The 15,843-nt window shown below is 43.1% G+C and carries 15 protein-coding genes and 4 tRNA genes; 4 read left to right on the forward strand and 15 right to left on the reverse strand.

Annotation, left to right across the window (positions count from 1 at the left end; genetic code table 11):
- The 15 genes from rplA to fbaA all read right to left on the reverse strand — a co-directional run bounded on the left by rplA (position 1) and on the right by fbaA (position 9,234).
- A complete protein-coding gene (gene rplA / locus ACOIT5_RS03160) occupies positions 1 to 696 on the reverse strand; it encodes a 50S ribosomal protein L1 (protein WP_432205916.1) in 696 nt (231 codons plus the stop codon).
- Between the two features lie 14 nt (positions 697 to 710).
- Positions 711 to 1,154, reverse strand: coding sequence for a 50S ribosomal protein L11 (gene rplK / locus ACOIT5_RS03165; protein WP_423129016.1), 444 nt, complete (start codon positions 1,152 to 1,154; stop codon positions 711 to 713).
- 21 nt (positions 1,155 to 1,175) lie between these two features.
- Positions 1,176 to 1,724 (reverse strand): transcription termination/antitermination protein NusG, encoded by a 549-nt coding sequence (nusG, locus tag ACOIT5_RS03170; protein WP_423129017.1) that lies wholly within the window; start codon positions 1,722 to 1,724, stop codon positions 1,176 to 1,178.
- A gap of 18 nt (positions 1,725 to 1,742) precedes the next feature.
- The gene (secE, locus tag ACOIT5_RS03175; protein ID WP_423129018.1) at positions 1,743 to 1,934 is read right to left on the reverse strand and encodes a preprotein translocase subunit SecE; all 192 of its coding nucleotides are present in this window, start codon (positions 1,932 to 1,934) and stop codon (positions 1,743 to 1,745) included.
- Positions 1,935 to 2,072: 138 nt separating this feature from the next.
- Positions 2,073 to 3,260, reverse strand: coding sequence for an elongation factor Tu (tuf, locus tag ACOIT5_RS03180; protein ID WP_423129019.1), 1,188 nt, complete (start codon positions 3,258 to 3,260; stop codon positions 2,073 to 2,075).
- Positions 3,261 to 3,299: 39 nt separating this feature from the next.
- Positions 3,300 to 3,371 (reverse strand) — tRNA-Thr (locus ACOIT5_RS03185).
- Positions 3,372 to 3,456: 85 nt separating this feature from the next.
- Positions 3,457 to 3,529: transfer RNA gene (locus tag ACOIT5_RS03190), tRNA-Gly, on the reverse strand.
- 102 nt (positions 3,530 to 3,631) lie between these two features.
- Positions 3,632 to 3,714, reverse strand: a tRNA-Tyr gene (locus ACOIT5_RS03195).
- 93 nt (positions 3,715 to 3,807) lie between these two features.
- Positions 3,808 to 3,881: transfer RNA gene (locus tag ACOIT5_RS03200), tRNA-Thr, on the reverse strand.
- Positions 3,882 to 4,057: 176 nt separating this feature from the next.
- Positions 4,058 to 4,360 (reverse strand): HPF/RaiA family ribosome-associated protein, encoded by a 303-nt coding sequence (locus ACOIT5_RS03205; RefSeq protein ID WP_423129020.1) that lies wholly within the window; start codon positions 4,358 to 4,360, stop codon positions 4,058 to 4,060.
- An 18-nt stretch (positions 4,361 to 4,378) separates the two neighbouring features.
- On the reverse strand, positions 4,379 to 5,263 hold the full coding sequence (locus ACOIT5_RS03210; protein WP_423129021.1) for a tyrosine-type recombinase/integrase: 885 nt from the start codon (positions 5,261 to 5,263) through the stop codon (positions 4,379 to 4,381).
- Positions 5,264 to 5,306: 43 nt separating this feature from the next.
- Positions 5,307 to 5,498, reverse strand: coding sequence for a 30S ribosomal protein S21 (gene rpsU, locus ACOIT5_RS03215; RefSeq protein ID WP_423129022.1), 192 nt, complete (start codon positions 5,496 to 5,498; stop codon positions 5,307 to 5,309).
- A gap of 134 nt (positions 5,499 to 5,632) precedes the next feature.
- Positions 5,633 to 6,550 (reverse strand): helix-hairpin-helix domain-containing protein, encoded by a 918-nt coding sequence (locus tag ACOIT5_RS03220; protein WP_423129023.1) that lies wholly within the window; start codon positions 6,548 to 6,550, stop codon positions 5,633 to 5,635.
- A 107-nt stretch (positions 6,551 to 6,657) separates the two neighbouring features.
- Positions 6,658 to 8,019 carry a sodium-dependent transporter gene (locus tag ACOIT5_RS03225; protein WP_423129024.1) on the reverse strand — a complete coding sequence of 454 codons (1,362 nt, stop codon included), beginning with the start codon at positions 8,017 to 8,019 and terminating at the stop codon, positions 6,658 to 6,660.
- A 135-nt stretch (positions 8,020 to 8,154) separates the two neighbouring features.
- Positions 8,155 to 9,234, reverse strand: coding sequence for a class II fructose-bisphosphate aldolase (gene fbaA, locus ACOIT5_RS03230; protein ID WP_423129025.1), 1,080 nt, complete (start codon positions 9,232 to 9,234; stop codon positions 8,155 to 8,157).
- A 255-nt stretch (positions 9,235 to 9,489) separates the two neighbouring features.
- Between fbaA and ACOIT5_RS03235 the strand changes: the two genes are divergently transcribed.
- The 4 genes from ACOIT5_RS03235 (at position 9,490) to ACOIT5_RS03250 (ending at position 15,839) form a co-directional block, all read left to right on the forward strand.
- Complete coding sequence (locus ACOIT5_RS03235) at positions 9,490 to 10,485, forward strand: class II fructose-bisphosphate aldolase (RefSeq protein ID WP_423129026.1); 996 nt, start codon at positions 9,490 to 9,492, stop codon at positions 10,483 to 10,485.
- A gap of 161 nt (positions 10,486 to 10,646) precedes the next feature.
- On the forward strand, positions 10,647 to 11,243 hold the full coding sequence (locus ACOIT5_RS03240) for an RNA polymerase sigma-70 factor (protein WP_423129027.1): 597 nt from the start codon (positions 10,647 to 10,649) through the stop codon (positions 11,241 to 11,243).
- 62 nt (positions 11,244 to 11,305) lie between these two features.
- Complete coding sequence (locus ACOIT5_RS03245; RefSeq protein ID WP_423129028.1) at positions 11,306 to 12,277, forward strand: FecR family protein; 972 nt, start codon at positions 11,306 to 11,308, stop codon at positions 12,275 to 12,277.
- 235 nt (positions 12,278 to 12,512) lie between these two features.
- Entirely contained in the window at positions 12,513 to 15,839 is a 3,327-nt protein-coding gene (locus ACOIT5_RS03250; protein ID WP_423129029.1) for a SusC/RagA family TonB-linked outer membrane protein, read from the forward strand.
- Positions 15,840 to 15,843: the final 4 nt, after the last annotated feature.

Raw genomic sequence — 15,843 nt, forward strand, 5'->3', positions numbered from 1 at the left:
CTAGTCAGTTACTGACTTAGGTTCAACTTGAATTCCGGGACTCATGGTACTTGAGATGTAAATGCTTTTCACATAAGTACCTTTGGCAGCAGTGGGTTTCAGTTTGATAATTGTATGAACAAACTCGCGTGCGTTCTCTTCAATTTTCGCCGGATCAAAAGAAACTTTGCCGATTGAAGTATGAACTATACCAAATTTGTCGACTTTAAAATCAATCTTACCCTGCTTCACTTCGCTGATCGCTTTGCCGACCTCCATGGTAACCGTACCACTTTTTGGATTCGGCATCAATCCTCTCGGACCCAGGATACGTCCCAGCGGGCCAATTTTCCCCATCACAGGAGGTTGAGTAATTACCACATCGAAATCGGTCCATCCGCCTTTGATTTTTTCGATCAGATCGTCCAAACCAACAAAGTCTGCACCGGCTTCTCTTGCTTCGGCTTCTTTATCCGGAGTTACAAGAGCCAGTACGCGGACTTCTTTCCCTGTTCCGTGGGGTAAAGAAACTACGCCTCTAACCATTTGATTTGCTTTTCGAGGGTCTACTCCCAGGCGAACGTCAATATCCACGGAAGCGTCAAATTTGGTGAAAGTAAGTTCTTTCACTAATTGTGCAGCTTCGGACATGGAATAGAGTTTTCCTTTTTCGAGCTTCTCCTGAGCAAGCTTCATATTCTTTGTAATTCTGCCCATTTTAAAAATTTTAATTAGTTATTAGCTGGGAATTCACCTTCAACAGTGATCCCCATACTTCTGGCAGTACCAGCAACCATTTTCATAGCAGATTCCAAGGTGAAACAATTCAGGTCTGACATTTTTGTCTCTGCAATTTGTTGAACCTGTTCCCAGCTCACCTTGGCAACTTTTTTTGCATGAGGTTCGGCTGAGCCTGATTTCAGTTTGGTTACTTCTAACAATTGAACGGCTACCGGGGGTTGTTTAATTACAAAATCAAACGATTTATCTGCATAAACAGTGATGATAACGGGAAGTACTTTACCGGCAAGGTCCTGAGTACGGCCGTTAAACTGTTTGCAGAACTGCATGATGTTAACCCCTTTGCTACCCAATGCTGGTCCTACAGGTGGTGAAGGATTAGCCGCACCCCCTTTAATTTGTAATTTGATTAATCCAGCAACTTCTTTAGCCATAATAATTAATGATAAAATTTACTACTCCTTTTCCACTTGCATGAAGCTAAGTTCCAAAGGTGTTTTTCGTCCAAAAATTTTGACCATCACTTTCAACTTCTTCTTCTCCTCATTGATTTCTTCAATGATTCCGTTGAATCCGTTAAAAGGACCGTCGGTTACTTTCACCGTTTCGCCTACAACGTAAGGAATATTCACCTCAGCATCTGCTTCAGCCATTTGGTCGACCCGTCCTAAAATACGGTTCACTTCAGACTGGCGCATGGGCACCGGTTCTCCCCCTTTGGTGTCACCTAAGAATCCGATCACGTTGGTAATATTTTTCAACATGTGTGGAATCTCACCTACCAGGGCAGCTTCTATCAATACATAACCCGGAAAAAAATTTCGCTCTTTGCTGATCTTTTTCCCGTTGCGTATTTGATAGACCTTTTCCGTTGGAATCAAAACCTGTGAAATGTACTCTTGAAGTCCAGCATTTGCAATTTCGTTTTCAATATATTCCTTCACCTTCTTCTCTTTACCTCCGACAGTTCTCAGAACATACCATTTTTTTACGTTTTCGCTCATGACGAATCTCCAATCGTATTAGTAAAATAATCTGTACACTTGTTCCATAAGGTTTTCAAAAGAGAAATCCATTACGAAAACGATCAGTGCTATAATAAAGGAAGCAACCATTACAACAAAAGCACTATTCTGCAACTCTTTCCAAGTAGGCCAGGAAACCTTATGAATCAGTTCATTATAAGCCTCTTCGAAATATAGTTTAAGTTTCATTATCCTTTTTTTTAGTTGGACGGATGGCGGGAAATCGAACCTGCTCTGTAAAAACACAAAACCCCCGGTCCGGGTTCATCCGTAAAGAGTCCCGGATCCGGGGATCCGGGACTTCTTCTATCTGTTATTTTTTAACGATTAAGCTAAAATTTCAGTTACCTGACCGGCGCCTACCGTACGACCACCTTCGCGGATTGCGAAACGAAGACCGATGTTCAAGGCAACAGGATAAATCAGGGTCACATTGATGGTTACGTTATCGCCAGGCATAACCATTTCACGTCCTTCTTCCAGCGAAATTTCACCGGTTACGTCCAGCGTACGCAGGTAGAATTGAGGACGGTATTTGTTATGGAACGGCGTATGACGACCACCTTCTTCTTTTTTCAACACGTAAACCTCAGCTTTGAATTTGGTGTGAGGAGTGATTGACCCCGGTTTTGCCAGGATTTGTCCGCGTTTGATTTCTTTTTTGTCGACACCGCGAAGCAACAGACCAACGTTGTCACCAGCCATACCGTCGTCCAGAATTTTACGGAACATTTCAACTCCGGTACATACGGTTTTACGGCCTTCTGCGCCTAAACCGATCAACTGAAGTTCGTCGCCGGTATGAACAACTCCGGTTTCGATACGACCTGTAGCAACAGTACCACGACCTGTGATGGAGAATACGTCTTCAACCGGCATCAGGAATGGTTTGTCAATATCACGCGGAGGCAGTGGAATCCAGGTATCGCAAGCGTCCATCAATTCCATTACTTTGTCTTCCCATTGCGGTTCGCCATTCAATGCGCCAAGAGCAGAACCTTTGATTACAGGAGCATTCTCACCGTCGAATCCGTAGAAATCCAACAATTCGCGAACTTCCATTTCTACCAACTCTAACAACTCTTCGTCTTCAACCATATCAACCTTGTTCATGAAAACGACCAGTTTCGGTACGTTTACCTGACGGGCTAACAGGATGTGTTCGCGGGTTTGAGGCATCGGACCGTCTGTAGCGGCTACAACGATAATGGCGCCGTCCATCTGAGCAGCACCGGTTACCATGTTTTTCACATAGTCGGCGTGTCCCGGACAGTCAACGTGCGCATAGTGACGGGTAGCAGTTTGGTATTCAACGTGTGCTGTATTAATGGTAATACCACGTTCTTTTTCTTCAGGAGCACTGTCGATTGAATCGAAAGATTTTACTTCAGAAAGACCTTTTTTTGCCAACACGCTGGTGATAGCAGCTGTAAGGGTAGTTTTACCGTGGTCAACGTGACCAATGGTACCAATGTTTACATGGTCCTTATCCCTGTTAAAATGTTGTTTTGCCATAACAAATAAGAGTTTTAAATTTTATTTAATTTTAATCTGAGCCGAGGATGAGAATTGAACTCACGACCTCATCCTTACCAAGGATGCGCTCTACCCCTGAGCTACCACGGCCTAAACAATATCAGAATCTCGAATTTCAGAATATTTAGAATGCATTCTAATATTCCGATACTCTAATTTTCCAATCTTTCATTTGAGCGGGAGACGGGATTCAAACCCGCGACCCTTAGCTTGGAAGGCTAATGCTCTATCGACTGAGCTACTCCCGCTTTTAACTGATAACTGTTGATTTTTGATTGATGATTTGAAAATACCGTTGCTTTGTTTCAGGCAATCAATCATCAATCATCGTTTATCAATCATCATTTGTGTGGGGAGAGCAGGATTCGAACCTACGAAGGCATGAGCCAGCAGATTTACAGTCTGCCCCAGTTGGCCACTTTGGTATCTCCCCTTTTTCAATTTTCTATTGGTGATTGATGATTTATAATTGAAACGCACAATCTTTCAACGCCACAATCATCATTAATCAATCATCAATCCTTTGAGCCGGATCTCAGATTCGAACTGAGGACCCCGAGATTACAAATCACGTGCTCTGGCCAACTGAGCTAATCCGGCAACAACATCAACAACACCCATTTTCGTATCAAAACCCCGGCAAATCAGCACTTTCGTATGTTTACTGGGGTATCCCGTTTTTTTGCCCTGCTTGCTCAGAAGCCTTATTCAAAAATGGTTTGCAAATGTATAAATATTTTCAATTAATTCACAAACCCGGTCACTTTTTTTTGAAATTATTTTTCCTTCAGTTTCTCCTTGAATTTGGAAAGTTGCTTGCGTAAAGCATCAATGGAGAGGTCAATAGCTTCTTCAAAAGTATCTGCCTGTTTTTTGGCAAACAGATAATCGGAGGTAGGAATCGATATTTTTATTTCGGCAATTTTATTATTGGATGTTTCCGGCTTCAATACCTTTAACATGACTTCAGCTGCAATAATCCCGTCAAAAAAAGTATCCAGCTTACTTGTTTTCTTTACGGCAAAATCAACTAATTTTTGATCTGCTACAAAATGGATGGCATTAACATTAACATTCATAACTTTTCCTCCTTTTGTTTAAGCTCTTGGATGAGCTTGTTTGTAAATGCGTTGTAATTTCTCTGTTGATGTGTGGGTATAAACCTGCGTAGCTGCCAGATTGCTGTGTCCCAAAAGTTCTTTGACTGCGTTTAAATCGGCGCCGCGGTCCAACAGGTGGGTCGCAAAGGTATGTCTTAAAACATGCGGGCTTTTCTTTTCCAGGGTGGTGACCCATGACAGGCTGTTTTTCACAATCCGGTAAATCAGTTTATGATATACCGGTTTGCCCTTTGAAGTCACAAAAACACAGGAACTGCTATTCCCAAATTCCCCGTTACGGATCGTAAAATATTCATCTATCAACGGATTCATGCTTCTTGGGTAAGGGATGATTCGTTCTTTGTTGTTTTTACCCAAAACACGGATCAAAGTTTCATGTTGCAGAATATCCTGATCTTTTAAATGGACGAGTTCAGACAGCCGCATCCCGGTTCCGTAAAAAAGGCTGATCACCAATTTATCGCGAATACCCGTAAAATCTTTTCCGAAGTAGCCATTGTCCAACAAGACGTTTAAACTGTTCTCATCAACAAAATACGGAAGTTTTTTGGGCAATCTGGGAGTAATGACCATACTGAGCGGCGTTGCTTCAATCAGTTCCTGACGCAACAGGAACTTATAAAACGATTTTAATGCCGTTACTTTTCGGGTGACTGTTTTAGACGCGTGCCCCTCTTCCATCAATGAGACGATCCAGTTTCTGACCATTTTGCTGTTCACCTTTAAAATGTCAAAATCCCCGACCGTCCTGAATAGGAATTCTTCGAACTGATCGAGGTCTTTTTTATAAGCGACAACGGTATGGTCCGAACATCTTTTTTCGAACCGTAAATATTTCAGAAATGATTCCTGATAGGACATAGACCCTTAATTAAAGCAACCAGGAACCAGACTCACATCAAATCTAGTCTTCCTGACGTTGCATTCCCTGAATATAGATAGCTTTCTTCACTTCAGCTCTTCTTGTCACTGAAGGTTTTGTAAAAGCCTGTCTCTCGCGTAATTCTTTGACTACACCTGTCTTTTCAAACTTTCTTTTAAATCTTTTAAGGGCTCTTTCGATATTTTCGCCTTCTTTTACCGGAATAACGATCATTTTTTTAATTTTTGTCTGTTAAATTTTGAGCCGCAAATTTATGAATTCTATTTTATCAATCAAATATATCACAACAAATTTAGAATCTAAATATCAAACCGGCCCAAAGACCTACCAATAAAGAACAAAAGAATTTAGTTTTTGGTTTTTAAATATGGCGAAATTTTCCGGTATATTTCCTCGGTGAGCACCGAATCTTCCAATAAACTTATTTTATCGGCTATAAAACCATTCCTGGCTTTATAGGACATCACTTTAGCGGCATTTTCCCTCCTCAAATAGGGATGAGCTGCTAATTCGTCCAACCCGGCAAAGTTGATGTTGATCTGCTTCAGTGGCTGCCTGTCAAGAGTCAGTTCCGTCTTCAGCACGGGAATCATTTCCGGTTTAAGCCCGTACACTTCGCCCAACTGGTCGAGGCTGTAAAAACCTCCAAGCAGATCGCGGTATTTCACGATGCGCACCGACAGAACATCGCCGATCCCGCGGATCCGTTTCAAATCGTCGGTTGTCGCCTGGTTAACTTCAATGGGTGCCGGGATAAAAAGGACGGATTGTTCTTCCTGTTGAACAGCTGGCCTGACTGGTGTCTCTTTCTTCGTTACCGGCCGTGCGGCAGATTTTTCAGGAACAACAAATTCATCGGCAGGCAAGTTGATCAACCCGGCAACGGCCTCATAAACGGAATCGGTCATCCCGTAAATTTTCCGGAATTGCTCTTTTGTTTTAAAGCGGCCGCCGGAGCTCCGGTAACGCAGCAGGTTCCGTTTCACCGAAGCCGGCAGGTTCAGCCGTGCCAGGCTCAACGAATCAATGGCATTCGGATCGAACCGGAATAATTCTGATTCAGCCAACGGCTGCTCTTTTGTTTTCGCCCATTCATCCAAAAAGCGTTCAAATTGCTCCTGATCGGCTACTCCTGGCTTCTCAAAATAAAAAATCAGCTGGTTTCCGGCCATAAAAACAACGATCAGGAAAATTAAAACGATCAGGGCTTTCCGTTCTGCCCGGTTGAATGTAAAGTATTCGCGGATGATTTGATTTAATTTCACTTAACAGGTATTTGCATATGCAAAATACGAATAAATTTCAACTATGAAAGCACCTGTTAAATAGTATTTTTCTGTTCATGACATCGACAGGTTTCGCGACCTGTCGCCTAAAGTCCGAGTAAACCGATTTGTTGCAGGAAAACAAGAGCGATCGCCAGCGGGGCCACCAATTTCACAATAAAAATAAATGCCGGGAAATACCTGAGCTTTAGCTTTCCGTCGTTTGACATTTCGATCCGGGCTTTTTGGGCACCGATGAACCAACCGACAAAAATAACAATCAATAAACCGCCTAAGGGCAAGAGGATATTTGCAGAGGTAAAGTTCAGCAAGCCAAACACATTCATCCCGAAAATCTGAATATCTTTCATGGCTCCCCAGGACAGTGCGCACATCACTCCCAACACCGAAACCGAAACCGTAGCAATCCAGGTTGCCTTTTTGCGGGTCATTTTCAGTTCTTCGGCAAAATAAGCCACAATCACCTCCAGTACCGAAATGGTTGATGTTAGAGCAGCAACGCCCAGTAAAAGAAAAAACATGAGCGAAAAGACGTAGCCTCCTGCCATTTGCTGAAAAATAACAGGTAAAGTGATATACACCAGCCCTTCTCCCGAACCTGGTTCTATGCCGAAAGCAAATACGGCCGGAAAAATGGCAACCCCTGCGAGCACTGCAATCAGGGTGTCTGCCAATGCAACCGAAACGGCCGTTGTTCCGAGATTCTCTTTTTTTTGAATATAGGACGCGTAGGTAATTAAAGTGCCCATTCCTACGCTTAACGAAAAGAACGCCTGACCCAAGGCTTCGAGAATGGATTTGGTGGTTATTTTTGAGAAATCAGGCTTAAACAAAAAGGACAAGCCGCCTCCTGAATCAGGCAGTGTGAGTGACCGGACACACAAGATGATCAGGATAATTACGAGAAGCGGCATCAGAATTTTAGTATACTTCTCAATTCCGTTTTTAACTCCGGCCATAATAATTCCGGCAGTTAAAGCCATAAATACCAGGAACCAGATCAATGGCCGCCAGTTGCTGCTTCTGAAATCGACAAACATATCGGCCAGTTCGGTTGCCGACTTCCCTGAAAAACCGTTGGTTACCGACTGGTAAATATACTCCAGTGTCCATCCGGCAACAGCGGTGTAAAAGGCCAGAATCATAAAAGCAGCCACAACGCCCATGAGTCCAACCAAATACCAGGGTTTTCCCGGGGCCAGACGTTTAAATGCGCCAAAGGCATTTCGCTGCGAACTCCGGCCAATAATAAACTCGGACAGCATGACCGGGATCCCGATTGCAAGAATAAAAGCCAGGTAGACGATCAGGAAAGCTCCTTCCCCGTTTTCGCCCGCGACATACGGAAATCGCCAAATATTTCCTAAGCCGATGGCCGATCCTGCAGTCGCAGCAATCACGCCAAATTTGCTCCCAAATGAATCCCTGCCTGCTGGTGTTCCTGACATATCGTTAAATTTCCAGTTATTTTTTTACAAAAAACAGCTTTAAACGCCCGACGAAAATGCAAACGTATTTTTCAGGGGCTAAAAATAAAAAAAGCCCTCTTCAACAAAAGGGCTTTTACCAAAAATATTACGTATTTAATTTCTTCCGATACAATTCAGGTCTTCGAAGGCTGATTTTAACCGGGCAATCATCGATTCTTCTCCTTTACGAACCCAAACCCTTGGATCGTAAAATTTCTTGTTCGGTTTATCTTCTCCTTCCGGGTTGCCGATTTGTCCCTGAAGATACGGGCGATTAGCCGCTTCGTAGGCACGCACGCCATCCCAGTATGCCCATTGGGTATCAGTATCGATATTCATTTTAATCACTCCGTAAGAAATTGCTTCCCTGATTTCCGTCACCGTCGAACCTGATCCGCCGTGAAATACAAAGTTCACCGGTTTTGCATCGGCTGTTTTGTATTTTTCGGCGATATACTTTTGAGAGGCATCCAGAATTTTCGGGGTCAGTTTTACGTTGCCCGGTTTATAAACGCCGTGCACATTCCCGAATGAAGCGGCAATGGTAAAGTTCGGGCTAATCTTCAGCAGTTCTTCGTACGCATAAGCCACCTCTTCGGGCTGCGTGTAAAGCAGCGAATTGTCAACACCCGTATTATCCACGCCATCTTCTTCGCCACCGGTCACGCCCAGTTCAATTTCGAGTGTCATGCCGATTTTGCTCATCCGCCCGAGGTATTTTTTGCAGATTTCAATATTCTCCACGATCGGTTCTTCCGACAGGTCGAGCATATGGGATGAAAACAGCGGTTTCCCGGTTTCCGCAAAATGTTTTTCGCCTGCATCCAGTAAGCCGTCAATCCAGGGCAATAATTTTTTTGCAGCATGATCGGTATGCAAAACAATACGTACTCCGTACAACTCAGCCACCTGGTGAATGTATTTTGCACCGGCTATTGCACCCGCGATCTGGGCCCCCTGACCTTCCATTTTCAATCCTTTTCCGGCATAGAACTGGGCTCCCCCGTTTGAAAATTGAATAATGGCCGGAGAATCAACCAATTTAGCTGCCTCCAAAACGGCATTCACCGAGCTCGAATTCACCACGTTAACAGCCGGCATCGCGAATTGATCTTCTTTGGCAATCTTAAAAAGCAACTGTAAATCGGAGCCGGTAACAACCCCAACCTTAATCTTATCAGAAATTTTTCCCATGGTTATAATTCATTATTAGTAATCAACTACACCAAAAAACTGGCAAACAGGCAAATTGTTCACACAATGTGTTAAGGTTTTTTTAAAATAAAAAACTCCGCCTGCCGAATGTGCCTGCAAGTGCTGATTTATTCCTAATATTGTCGCGGTTTTGTCAAAAGGATTGAAAATGGTGCAGTTGCATCTTCAATATCTGATTGAAAAACCTAAAAAAAACCGACTTTTAAGCATTATTATCAACTAATTTTTAATCAAATGGCAGTTAGTTATAAAGACTTAGGGCTTGTTAACACAAAAGAGCTTTTCAAAAAAGCTGTTGACGGCGGATATGCAATTCCTGCATACAACTTCAATAACATGGAACAAATGCAGGCTATTCTTCAGGCTTGTGTTGAAACAAAATCTCCTGTGATCCTGCAAGTATCTTCAGGCGCACGTAAATATGCCAATGCTACCTTGTTGCGCAATATGGCCAAAGGAGCTGTTGAATACGTAAAAGAACTGGGATGTGAAATTCCGATCGTTTTACACCTCGACCACGGTGATACGTTCGAATTGTGTAAAGACTGTATCGACAACGGTTTCTCTTCTGTGATGATCGACGGTTCGCACCACTCATACGAAGAAAATGTTGCCCTGACCAAAAAAGTAGTCGAATATGCTCACGCACACGGGGTAACTGTTGAAGGCGAATTAGGCGTACTTGCAGGTGTTGAAGACGATGTGGTTGCTGAACATTCATCCTACACAAAACCGGAAGAAGTGGAAGATTTCGTGAAAAAAACCGGTGTTGACTCACTGGCTATTTCAATCGGCACCTCACACGGGGCCAACAAATTTACTCCGGCTCAGTGTACCCGTAACGAAGATGGCGTTTTAATTCCGCCCATGTTGCGTTTCGACATCCTGGAAGAAATTGAAAAACGGATTCCCGGCTTCCCGATCGTGCTTCACGGTTCTTCTTCTGTCCCGCAGGAATATGTTGCTGCCATCAACGAATTGGGTGGAAAAATGAAAGATGCAGTCGGTATTCCCGAAGAATGGTTGCGCCGCGCCGCAAAATCGGCTGTTTGCAAAATCAACATCGACTCAGACGGTCGTTTGGCGATGACTGCCGCGATCCGCAAAGTTTTCACCGAACAACCGGGCGAGTTCGACCCGCGCAAATACCTGGGACCGGCCCGCGAAGAGTTGAAAAAACTGTACAAACACAAAAACATCGAAGTACTTGGTTCAGCAAACCAGGCTTAATTTCGGTTTTACCATATTGAAAAGGATGGCCGTCGGTCATCCTTTTTTTCTTCAATTCAAAATACCGGTGCCGCCTGTTCGTTTTCCGTTCAGATACCGGTTGGCGAAAGTTGCAGGAGAAAATTTAATTTTATTCTTTTGGCATATCTATTTTTCGGGATATGACAGAAAAGGTATCAAGCGAAGAATTATTCATTTTACAAAGAATGATTGAAGGAGATGAAGACGCCTTCAAATATTTTTTTGATACTTACTACGACGACCTGTGTAATTTCGTCAATGCCTATCTGCGGAACGAAACACTTTCTGAGGATATCGTTCAAACGATTTTTATTTACCTGTGGGAAAAGAAAGGTTCGCTTACATTCAATTGTTCCGTGAAATCATACCTGTACTCCGCTTCAAAAAATAAAAGTCTGAACTATTTACGAAACCAGAAAACGAAAACCCGCATCGTAAACGCGCTGATCCCGAACCATGAGTTAAATCAGTCTGAACCAACCGACCAGTTTGTGGAATTTGAAGAACTAAAACAGATCATCGGCAATGCGATTGACGGATTACCCCCTCAATGCAAAATAATCTATCAACTAAGCCGGGACGAAGGACTGACCAACAAAGAGATTGCTGAAAAGCTCGGCATTACGGCAAAAACAGTCGAAAACCAAATGACCATTGCCCTAAAAAAGATACGGGATTTTTTACAGGCTTACCGCGACCAAATTTTCATGCTGTTCCTTATGGCAACTTTTTTCTGATTTGTTTTGGGGGTTAAGACCGACTTAAGTGCTGTAATGGCAAAAGCGATATCATCAGCACCATGAAGAATTCAATTCCAGCAGACAAAATCATCCGTAACATCACCTCCAACGGTGAAGAATACGCCGGGGAAATCCGGGAATGGCTGGACGATTCCAACGACAACAAAAAAATCTATTCGGATTTTCTGAACATATGGCGTCTCACCGGCAGCTTCCCGGAACGTTTTTACCCTAACCGGAAAAATGCATGGTTAAAGGTTCAAAAACAAATTCATACACGAAAAAGAAGCCAGGTTTTATACCGCAGAATGGCACAAGTTGCCGCTGCCATCCTGGTTATCTCGTTCAGCGTTTGGGCCGGCAGCAAACTCAGTCACCTGGAAAATACGGCTTATACAGAAATCATTTCACCTGCGGGCCAAAAATCCCGGATCATCCTGCCTGACAGCTCTGTCGTGCTGCTGAACAGCCATTCCCGAATCAGGTACCGGCAGGATTTCAACGTACACGACCGGCATATTGAATTGAACGGTGAAGCTTACTTTGAAGTCCGGAAAAATTTAATGCGACAATTCATTGTATCGGTCACCGACCTCAATATCAAAGTGTATGGGACCTCATTCAATGTGAAAGCTTACGAAGAAGATCAAATCATTGAAGTCGGACTGAAAAACGGAAGTATCGGAATTGATTGCAATGAAAAGGAAATCATTCAGCTGGTCCCTGGCCAGGTAGCGGTCTTTAATAAAAATGAAACAAAACTTGATGTCGAAAACGTGGACATGAACATGGTTTCGGCCTGGACCAGGGATGAAATGATTTTTGAAGAGCGTTCGATGGAAGAAATCGTGAAATACATCGAACGTTGGTATGGCGTTGAAATCAAGCTCGATCCCAAGCTGATAGACGGAGAATTGCTTACGTTCAAAGTAAAAACTGAATCACTGCAAGATCTCCTGAAACTGATTAATCTGCTCAAACCAATAACCTATCAGGTAGATGGAAAACAAGTAGTAATTACCAAACCATAAATACATTTTGCCAATGGAATAACAACAAAATCGAACCGACTTAAAAACAAAAAGAGAGGCCTGCCCAAACAACAAACCTCTCCAAATCAAGAATTATTAACTCAGCTTAAAAGAATACCGTTACCGATATAACTGCATTCCCCGGAAGCTGAATAAACATGACAAAACTATGAAAAAAAACTGTAGTTCGAGTAGTTTATTGAATTATCGGACTATCCGAAGACTTATTTTGAGAATGAAACTAATTGGAATACTAATCTGTATTATAGGGCTTACCGGAAGCTACGCGTTAGTTTACAGCCAGCAAACCAAACTGAATCTGAACGTGCAGAACATGACCGTAAAAAACGTTCTGAAACAAATTGAAGATCAGTCGGAGTACACGTTCATGTACAACGCGAGTAAAATCGACGTTTACCGCCAGATAGATGTAAATGTGGAAGAAAGTTCCGTGGAAGATATCCTGAAAATAATTTTTGCAGGTGAAAACATATCCTATAAAGTTATGGACAGGCATATCATTATTTCATCCAGCTCAGAATTCTCGGATTTTAAAAGCGCCCGGCAACAACTTGCCGTATCGGGTGAAGTCACCGACTCATCAGGTTTACCAATCCCCGGGGTTTCGGTGATCGTTAAAGGAACCGTTCTGGGAACAATCACCGGATCAGATGGGAGATACGCTCTCAACAATGCCCCGGCCAATGCCATTCTGGTATTCTCATTCATCGGGATGAAATCGCAGGAAATCCCGCTTGGCGGCCGCACTACGGTCAATGTCATCATGGACGAAGAAACCATCGGAATCAACGAAGTGGTGGTCACTGCTTTGGGTATTCGACGCTCAGAAAAAGCGCTAAGTTATAATGTGCAGGAACTTGGAGAAAACGAATTTCTCAAAATCAAAGACGCCAATGTCATTAATTCGTTGAATGGGAAGGTGGCTGGTGTTACCATTAACAGCAGCTCATCGGGTGTTGGAGGTGCAAGTAAAGTGGTTATGCGAGGCACAAAAGGTATCGAACAGTCGAGTAATGCACTTTACGTGATTGATGGTATTCCCATGTACAATATGAAAAGCGAAGGAAGTACCGGATTTGGCTCACAAGGTACAACCGAGGCGATTGCAGACATTAATCCGGAAGATATTGAAACAATTTCAGTGTTAACGGGTGCCGCCGCCGCCGCACTATATGGCAGCCAGGCATCGAACGGGGCAATTGTAATCACGACAAAAAATGGTCAGGCAGGCTATACCAATGTCTCTGTTTCAAGTGGAGTCGAAGTATTATCGGCTTTTGTTAGTCCAAAATTCCAGAATACGTATGGTACCGGAGAAGACCACACCTATGTTTACACTTCAGACAAGAGTTGGGGCAACAAACTCAATGCAGCTAATTACTATGGCTATAATCCTGTTGATGATTATTTCCAAACAGGCATTATTGCGACTGAAACGGTGTCTCTTTCTACCGGAACCGACCGGAATCAAACGTATTTGTCATCCAGTGCGATCGATTCGCGCGGTATTATCCCCAACAATGGCTACAATCGTTACAATTTTACATTCCGCAATACAACATCTTTTTTAAAAGATAAGATGAACCTGGGGGTCGGTGCAAGTTATATCAAACAAAAAGATCGTAACATGACCAATCAGGGCGTCTATTCCAACCCATTGCTGGCCGCCTATATTTTCCCGCGCGGAAATGATTGGGAAGATGTTCAAATGTTTGAGCGCTACAATTCAGCGCGTGGGATTATGACTCAATACTGGCCTCAAGGCGGAGGAGCCTACGTTACGCAAAACCCCTACTGGATAAACTATCGTAACCTGCGTGAAAATAACAGAGACCGCTATATGCTCAATGCCAGTTTAAGTTATGATATTTTTGATTGGTTAAATGTATCGGGACGTGTACGCATTGATAACTCGGTCAATGAATATACAGAGAAATATTATGCAACAACTAACACGACTCTGACAGGAGGTTCTGAAAATGGCTCCTATGGAGTTTCCACTGCAAAAGACAAACAAACTTATAGCGATGTTCTGGTAAACATACAGAAATCATACAACGACATCTCGATACAAGCAAATATTGGTGCATCCATTACAGATATACAGTATGAATACATGGGAATGGGCGGTGCAATTCGCGCTGACGGTCTACCGAATGTGTTTAACGTATTCCAGCTCGATGACCTGACGGCTGGTCGGTCTCAAAACGGGTGGAGGGAACAAACCCAGTCGGTTTTTGGCAGCGTGGAATTAGGATATCATGCGGCTTACTACCTGACATTTACCGGTCGAAACGATTGGCCTTCCCAATTGGCTGGTCCTCAATCTGTCAAAAACTCATTTTTCTATCCATCCGTTGGGGGATCTGTTATTCTATCGGAAATTTTTGAAATGCCGAAGCAAATTTCTTATTTAAAACTAAGAAGCTCTTTCGCCTCTGTAGGTCTTCCTTTTGCACGTTTTATTGCAAATCCGACCTACTCATGGGATGGAAGTAACAAAGTGTGGTCCATGCAGACGAACTATCCCATGTACGATTTAAAACCAGAGCGTACGAATTCATGGGAATTTGGTCTGACGGCTCGTTTCCTCGGTCATTTCAATGTAGACTTAAGCTATTACGACACAAAGACATACAACCAGACATTTGATCCTGAAATTTCTGTATCATCCGGTTACTCTACGCTTTATGTCCAAACAGGTAGTGTTCGCAATTATGGTGTCGAACTCGCATTGGGCTATAAAAACAAATGGAATGATTTTTCCTGGAGTTCAAATATAACACTGAGTGCGAACAAGAATGTTATCCTTGAACTGGTCGATGACTATGTGCATCCGGAAACCGGAGCCGTCATTTCAAAGGATCGCCTGAATATTGGAGGACTTGGCAGTACACGCTTCATCCTGAAAAAGAAAGGCAGTTTGGGCGATTTGTATTCTGTCGCTGACTTACAACGTGATAGCGATGGAAATATTTATGTCAATAAGGACGGTGTTGTTACTGCGAAGTACAATGTTGACGACATTTATTTAGGTAGCGTATTCCCCAAATGTAATACCTCCTGGCGGAACGACCTGTCATGGAATAATTTCAATTTCAGCTTCATGCTTTCTGCGCGTTTGGGAGGAGTCGTCTATTCCGGAACCCAGGCGATACTTGACCTCTACGGAGTATCAGAAACGACTGAAACCGCTCGCGACAACGGGGGTGTTATTGTAAATGGCGAAGATCTTATTCCTGCACAGAACTGGTACACAATTGTTGGTTCCCAGTTAGGTATTCCTCAGTATTATACTTACAGCGCGACAAACATACGCCTTCAGGAAGCAAGTATTGGTTACACCATTCCGAAAAAAGCACTCGGCAATGTCGTTGAAATGTCGATTTCCCTGGTAGGCCGAAATTTATACATGATTTATAACAAAGCGCCCTTTGATCCCGAAACAGTTGCAACAACAGGAACTTATTATCAGGGACTTGACTATTTCATGATGCCGTCAACACGTAATATAGGCTTGAATGTTCGATTTAATTTTTAAAACG

Origin of the sequence: Gaoshiqia hydrogeniformans (genome assembly GCF_049347105.1) — a bacterium.
Taxonomy (GTDB): domain Bacteria; phylum Bacteroidota; class Bacteroidia; order Bacteroidales; family Prolixibacteraceae; genus Gaoshiqia; species Gaoshiqia hydrogeniformans.

What these genes read in the sequence shown, in the direction of transcription:
- ACOIT5_RS03250 (WP_423129029.1), top strand. Translation starts at nt 12,513, where the DNA reads ATGAAACTAATTGGAATACTAATCTGTATTATAGGGCTTACCGGAAGC.
- ACOIT5_RS03210 (WP_423129021.1), bottom strand. Translation starts at nt 5,263, where the DNA reads ATGTCCTATCAGGAATCATTTCTGAAATATTTACGGTTCGAAAAAAGA.
- ACOIT5_RS03205 (WP_423129020.1), bottom strand. Translation starts at nt 4,360, where the DNA reads ATGAATGTTAATGTTAATGCCATCCATTTTGTAGCAGATCAAAAATTA.
- tuf (WP_423129019.1), bottom strand. Translation starts at nt 3,260, where the DNA reads ATGGCAAAACAACATTTTAACAGGGATAAGGACCATGTAAACATTGGT.
- secE (WP_423129018.1), bottom strand. Translation starts at nt 1,934, where the DNA reads ATGAAACTTAAACTATATTTCGAAGAGGCTTATAATGAACTGATTCAT.
- rplA (WP_432205916.1), bottom strand. Translation starts at nt 696, where the DNA reads ATGGGCAGAATTACAAAGAATATGAAGCTTGCTCAGGAGAAGCTCGAA.
- rpsU (WP_423129022.1), bottom strand. Translation starts at nt 5,498, where the DNA reads ATGATCGTTATTCCGGTAAAAGAAGGCGAAAATATCGAAAGAGCCCTT.
- fbaA (WP_423129025.1), bottom strand. Translation starts at nt 9,234, where the DNA reads ATGGGAAAAATTTCTGATAAGATTAAGGTTGGGGTTGTTACCGGCTCC.
- ACOIT5_RS03225 (WP_423129024.1), bottom strand. Translation starts at nt 8,019, where the DNA reads ATGTCAGGAACACCAGCAGGCAGGGATTCATTTGGGAGCAAATTTGGC.
- ACOIT5_RS03240 (WP_423129027.1), top strand. Translation starts at nt 10,647, where the DNA reads ATGACAGAAAAGGTATCAAGCGAAGAATTATTCATTTTACAAAGAATG.
- nusG (WP_423129017.1), bottom strand. Translation starts at nt 1,724, where the DNA reads ATGAGCGAAAACGTAAAAAAATGGTATGTTCTGAGAACTGTCGGAGGT.
- ACOIT5_RS03235 (WP_423129026.1), top strand. Translation starts at nt 9,490, where the DNA reads ATGGCAGTTAGTTATAAAGACTTAGGGCTTGTTAACACAAAAGAGCTT.
- ACOIT5_RS03245 (WP_423129028.1), top strand. Translation starts at nt 11,306, where the DNA reads ATGAAGAATTCAATTCCAGCAGACAAAATCATCCGTAACATCACCTCC.
- rplK (WP_423129016.1), bottom strand. Translation starts at nt 1,154, where the DNA reads ATGGCTAAAGAAGTTGCTGGATTAATCAAATTACAAATTAAAGGGGGT.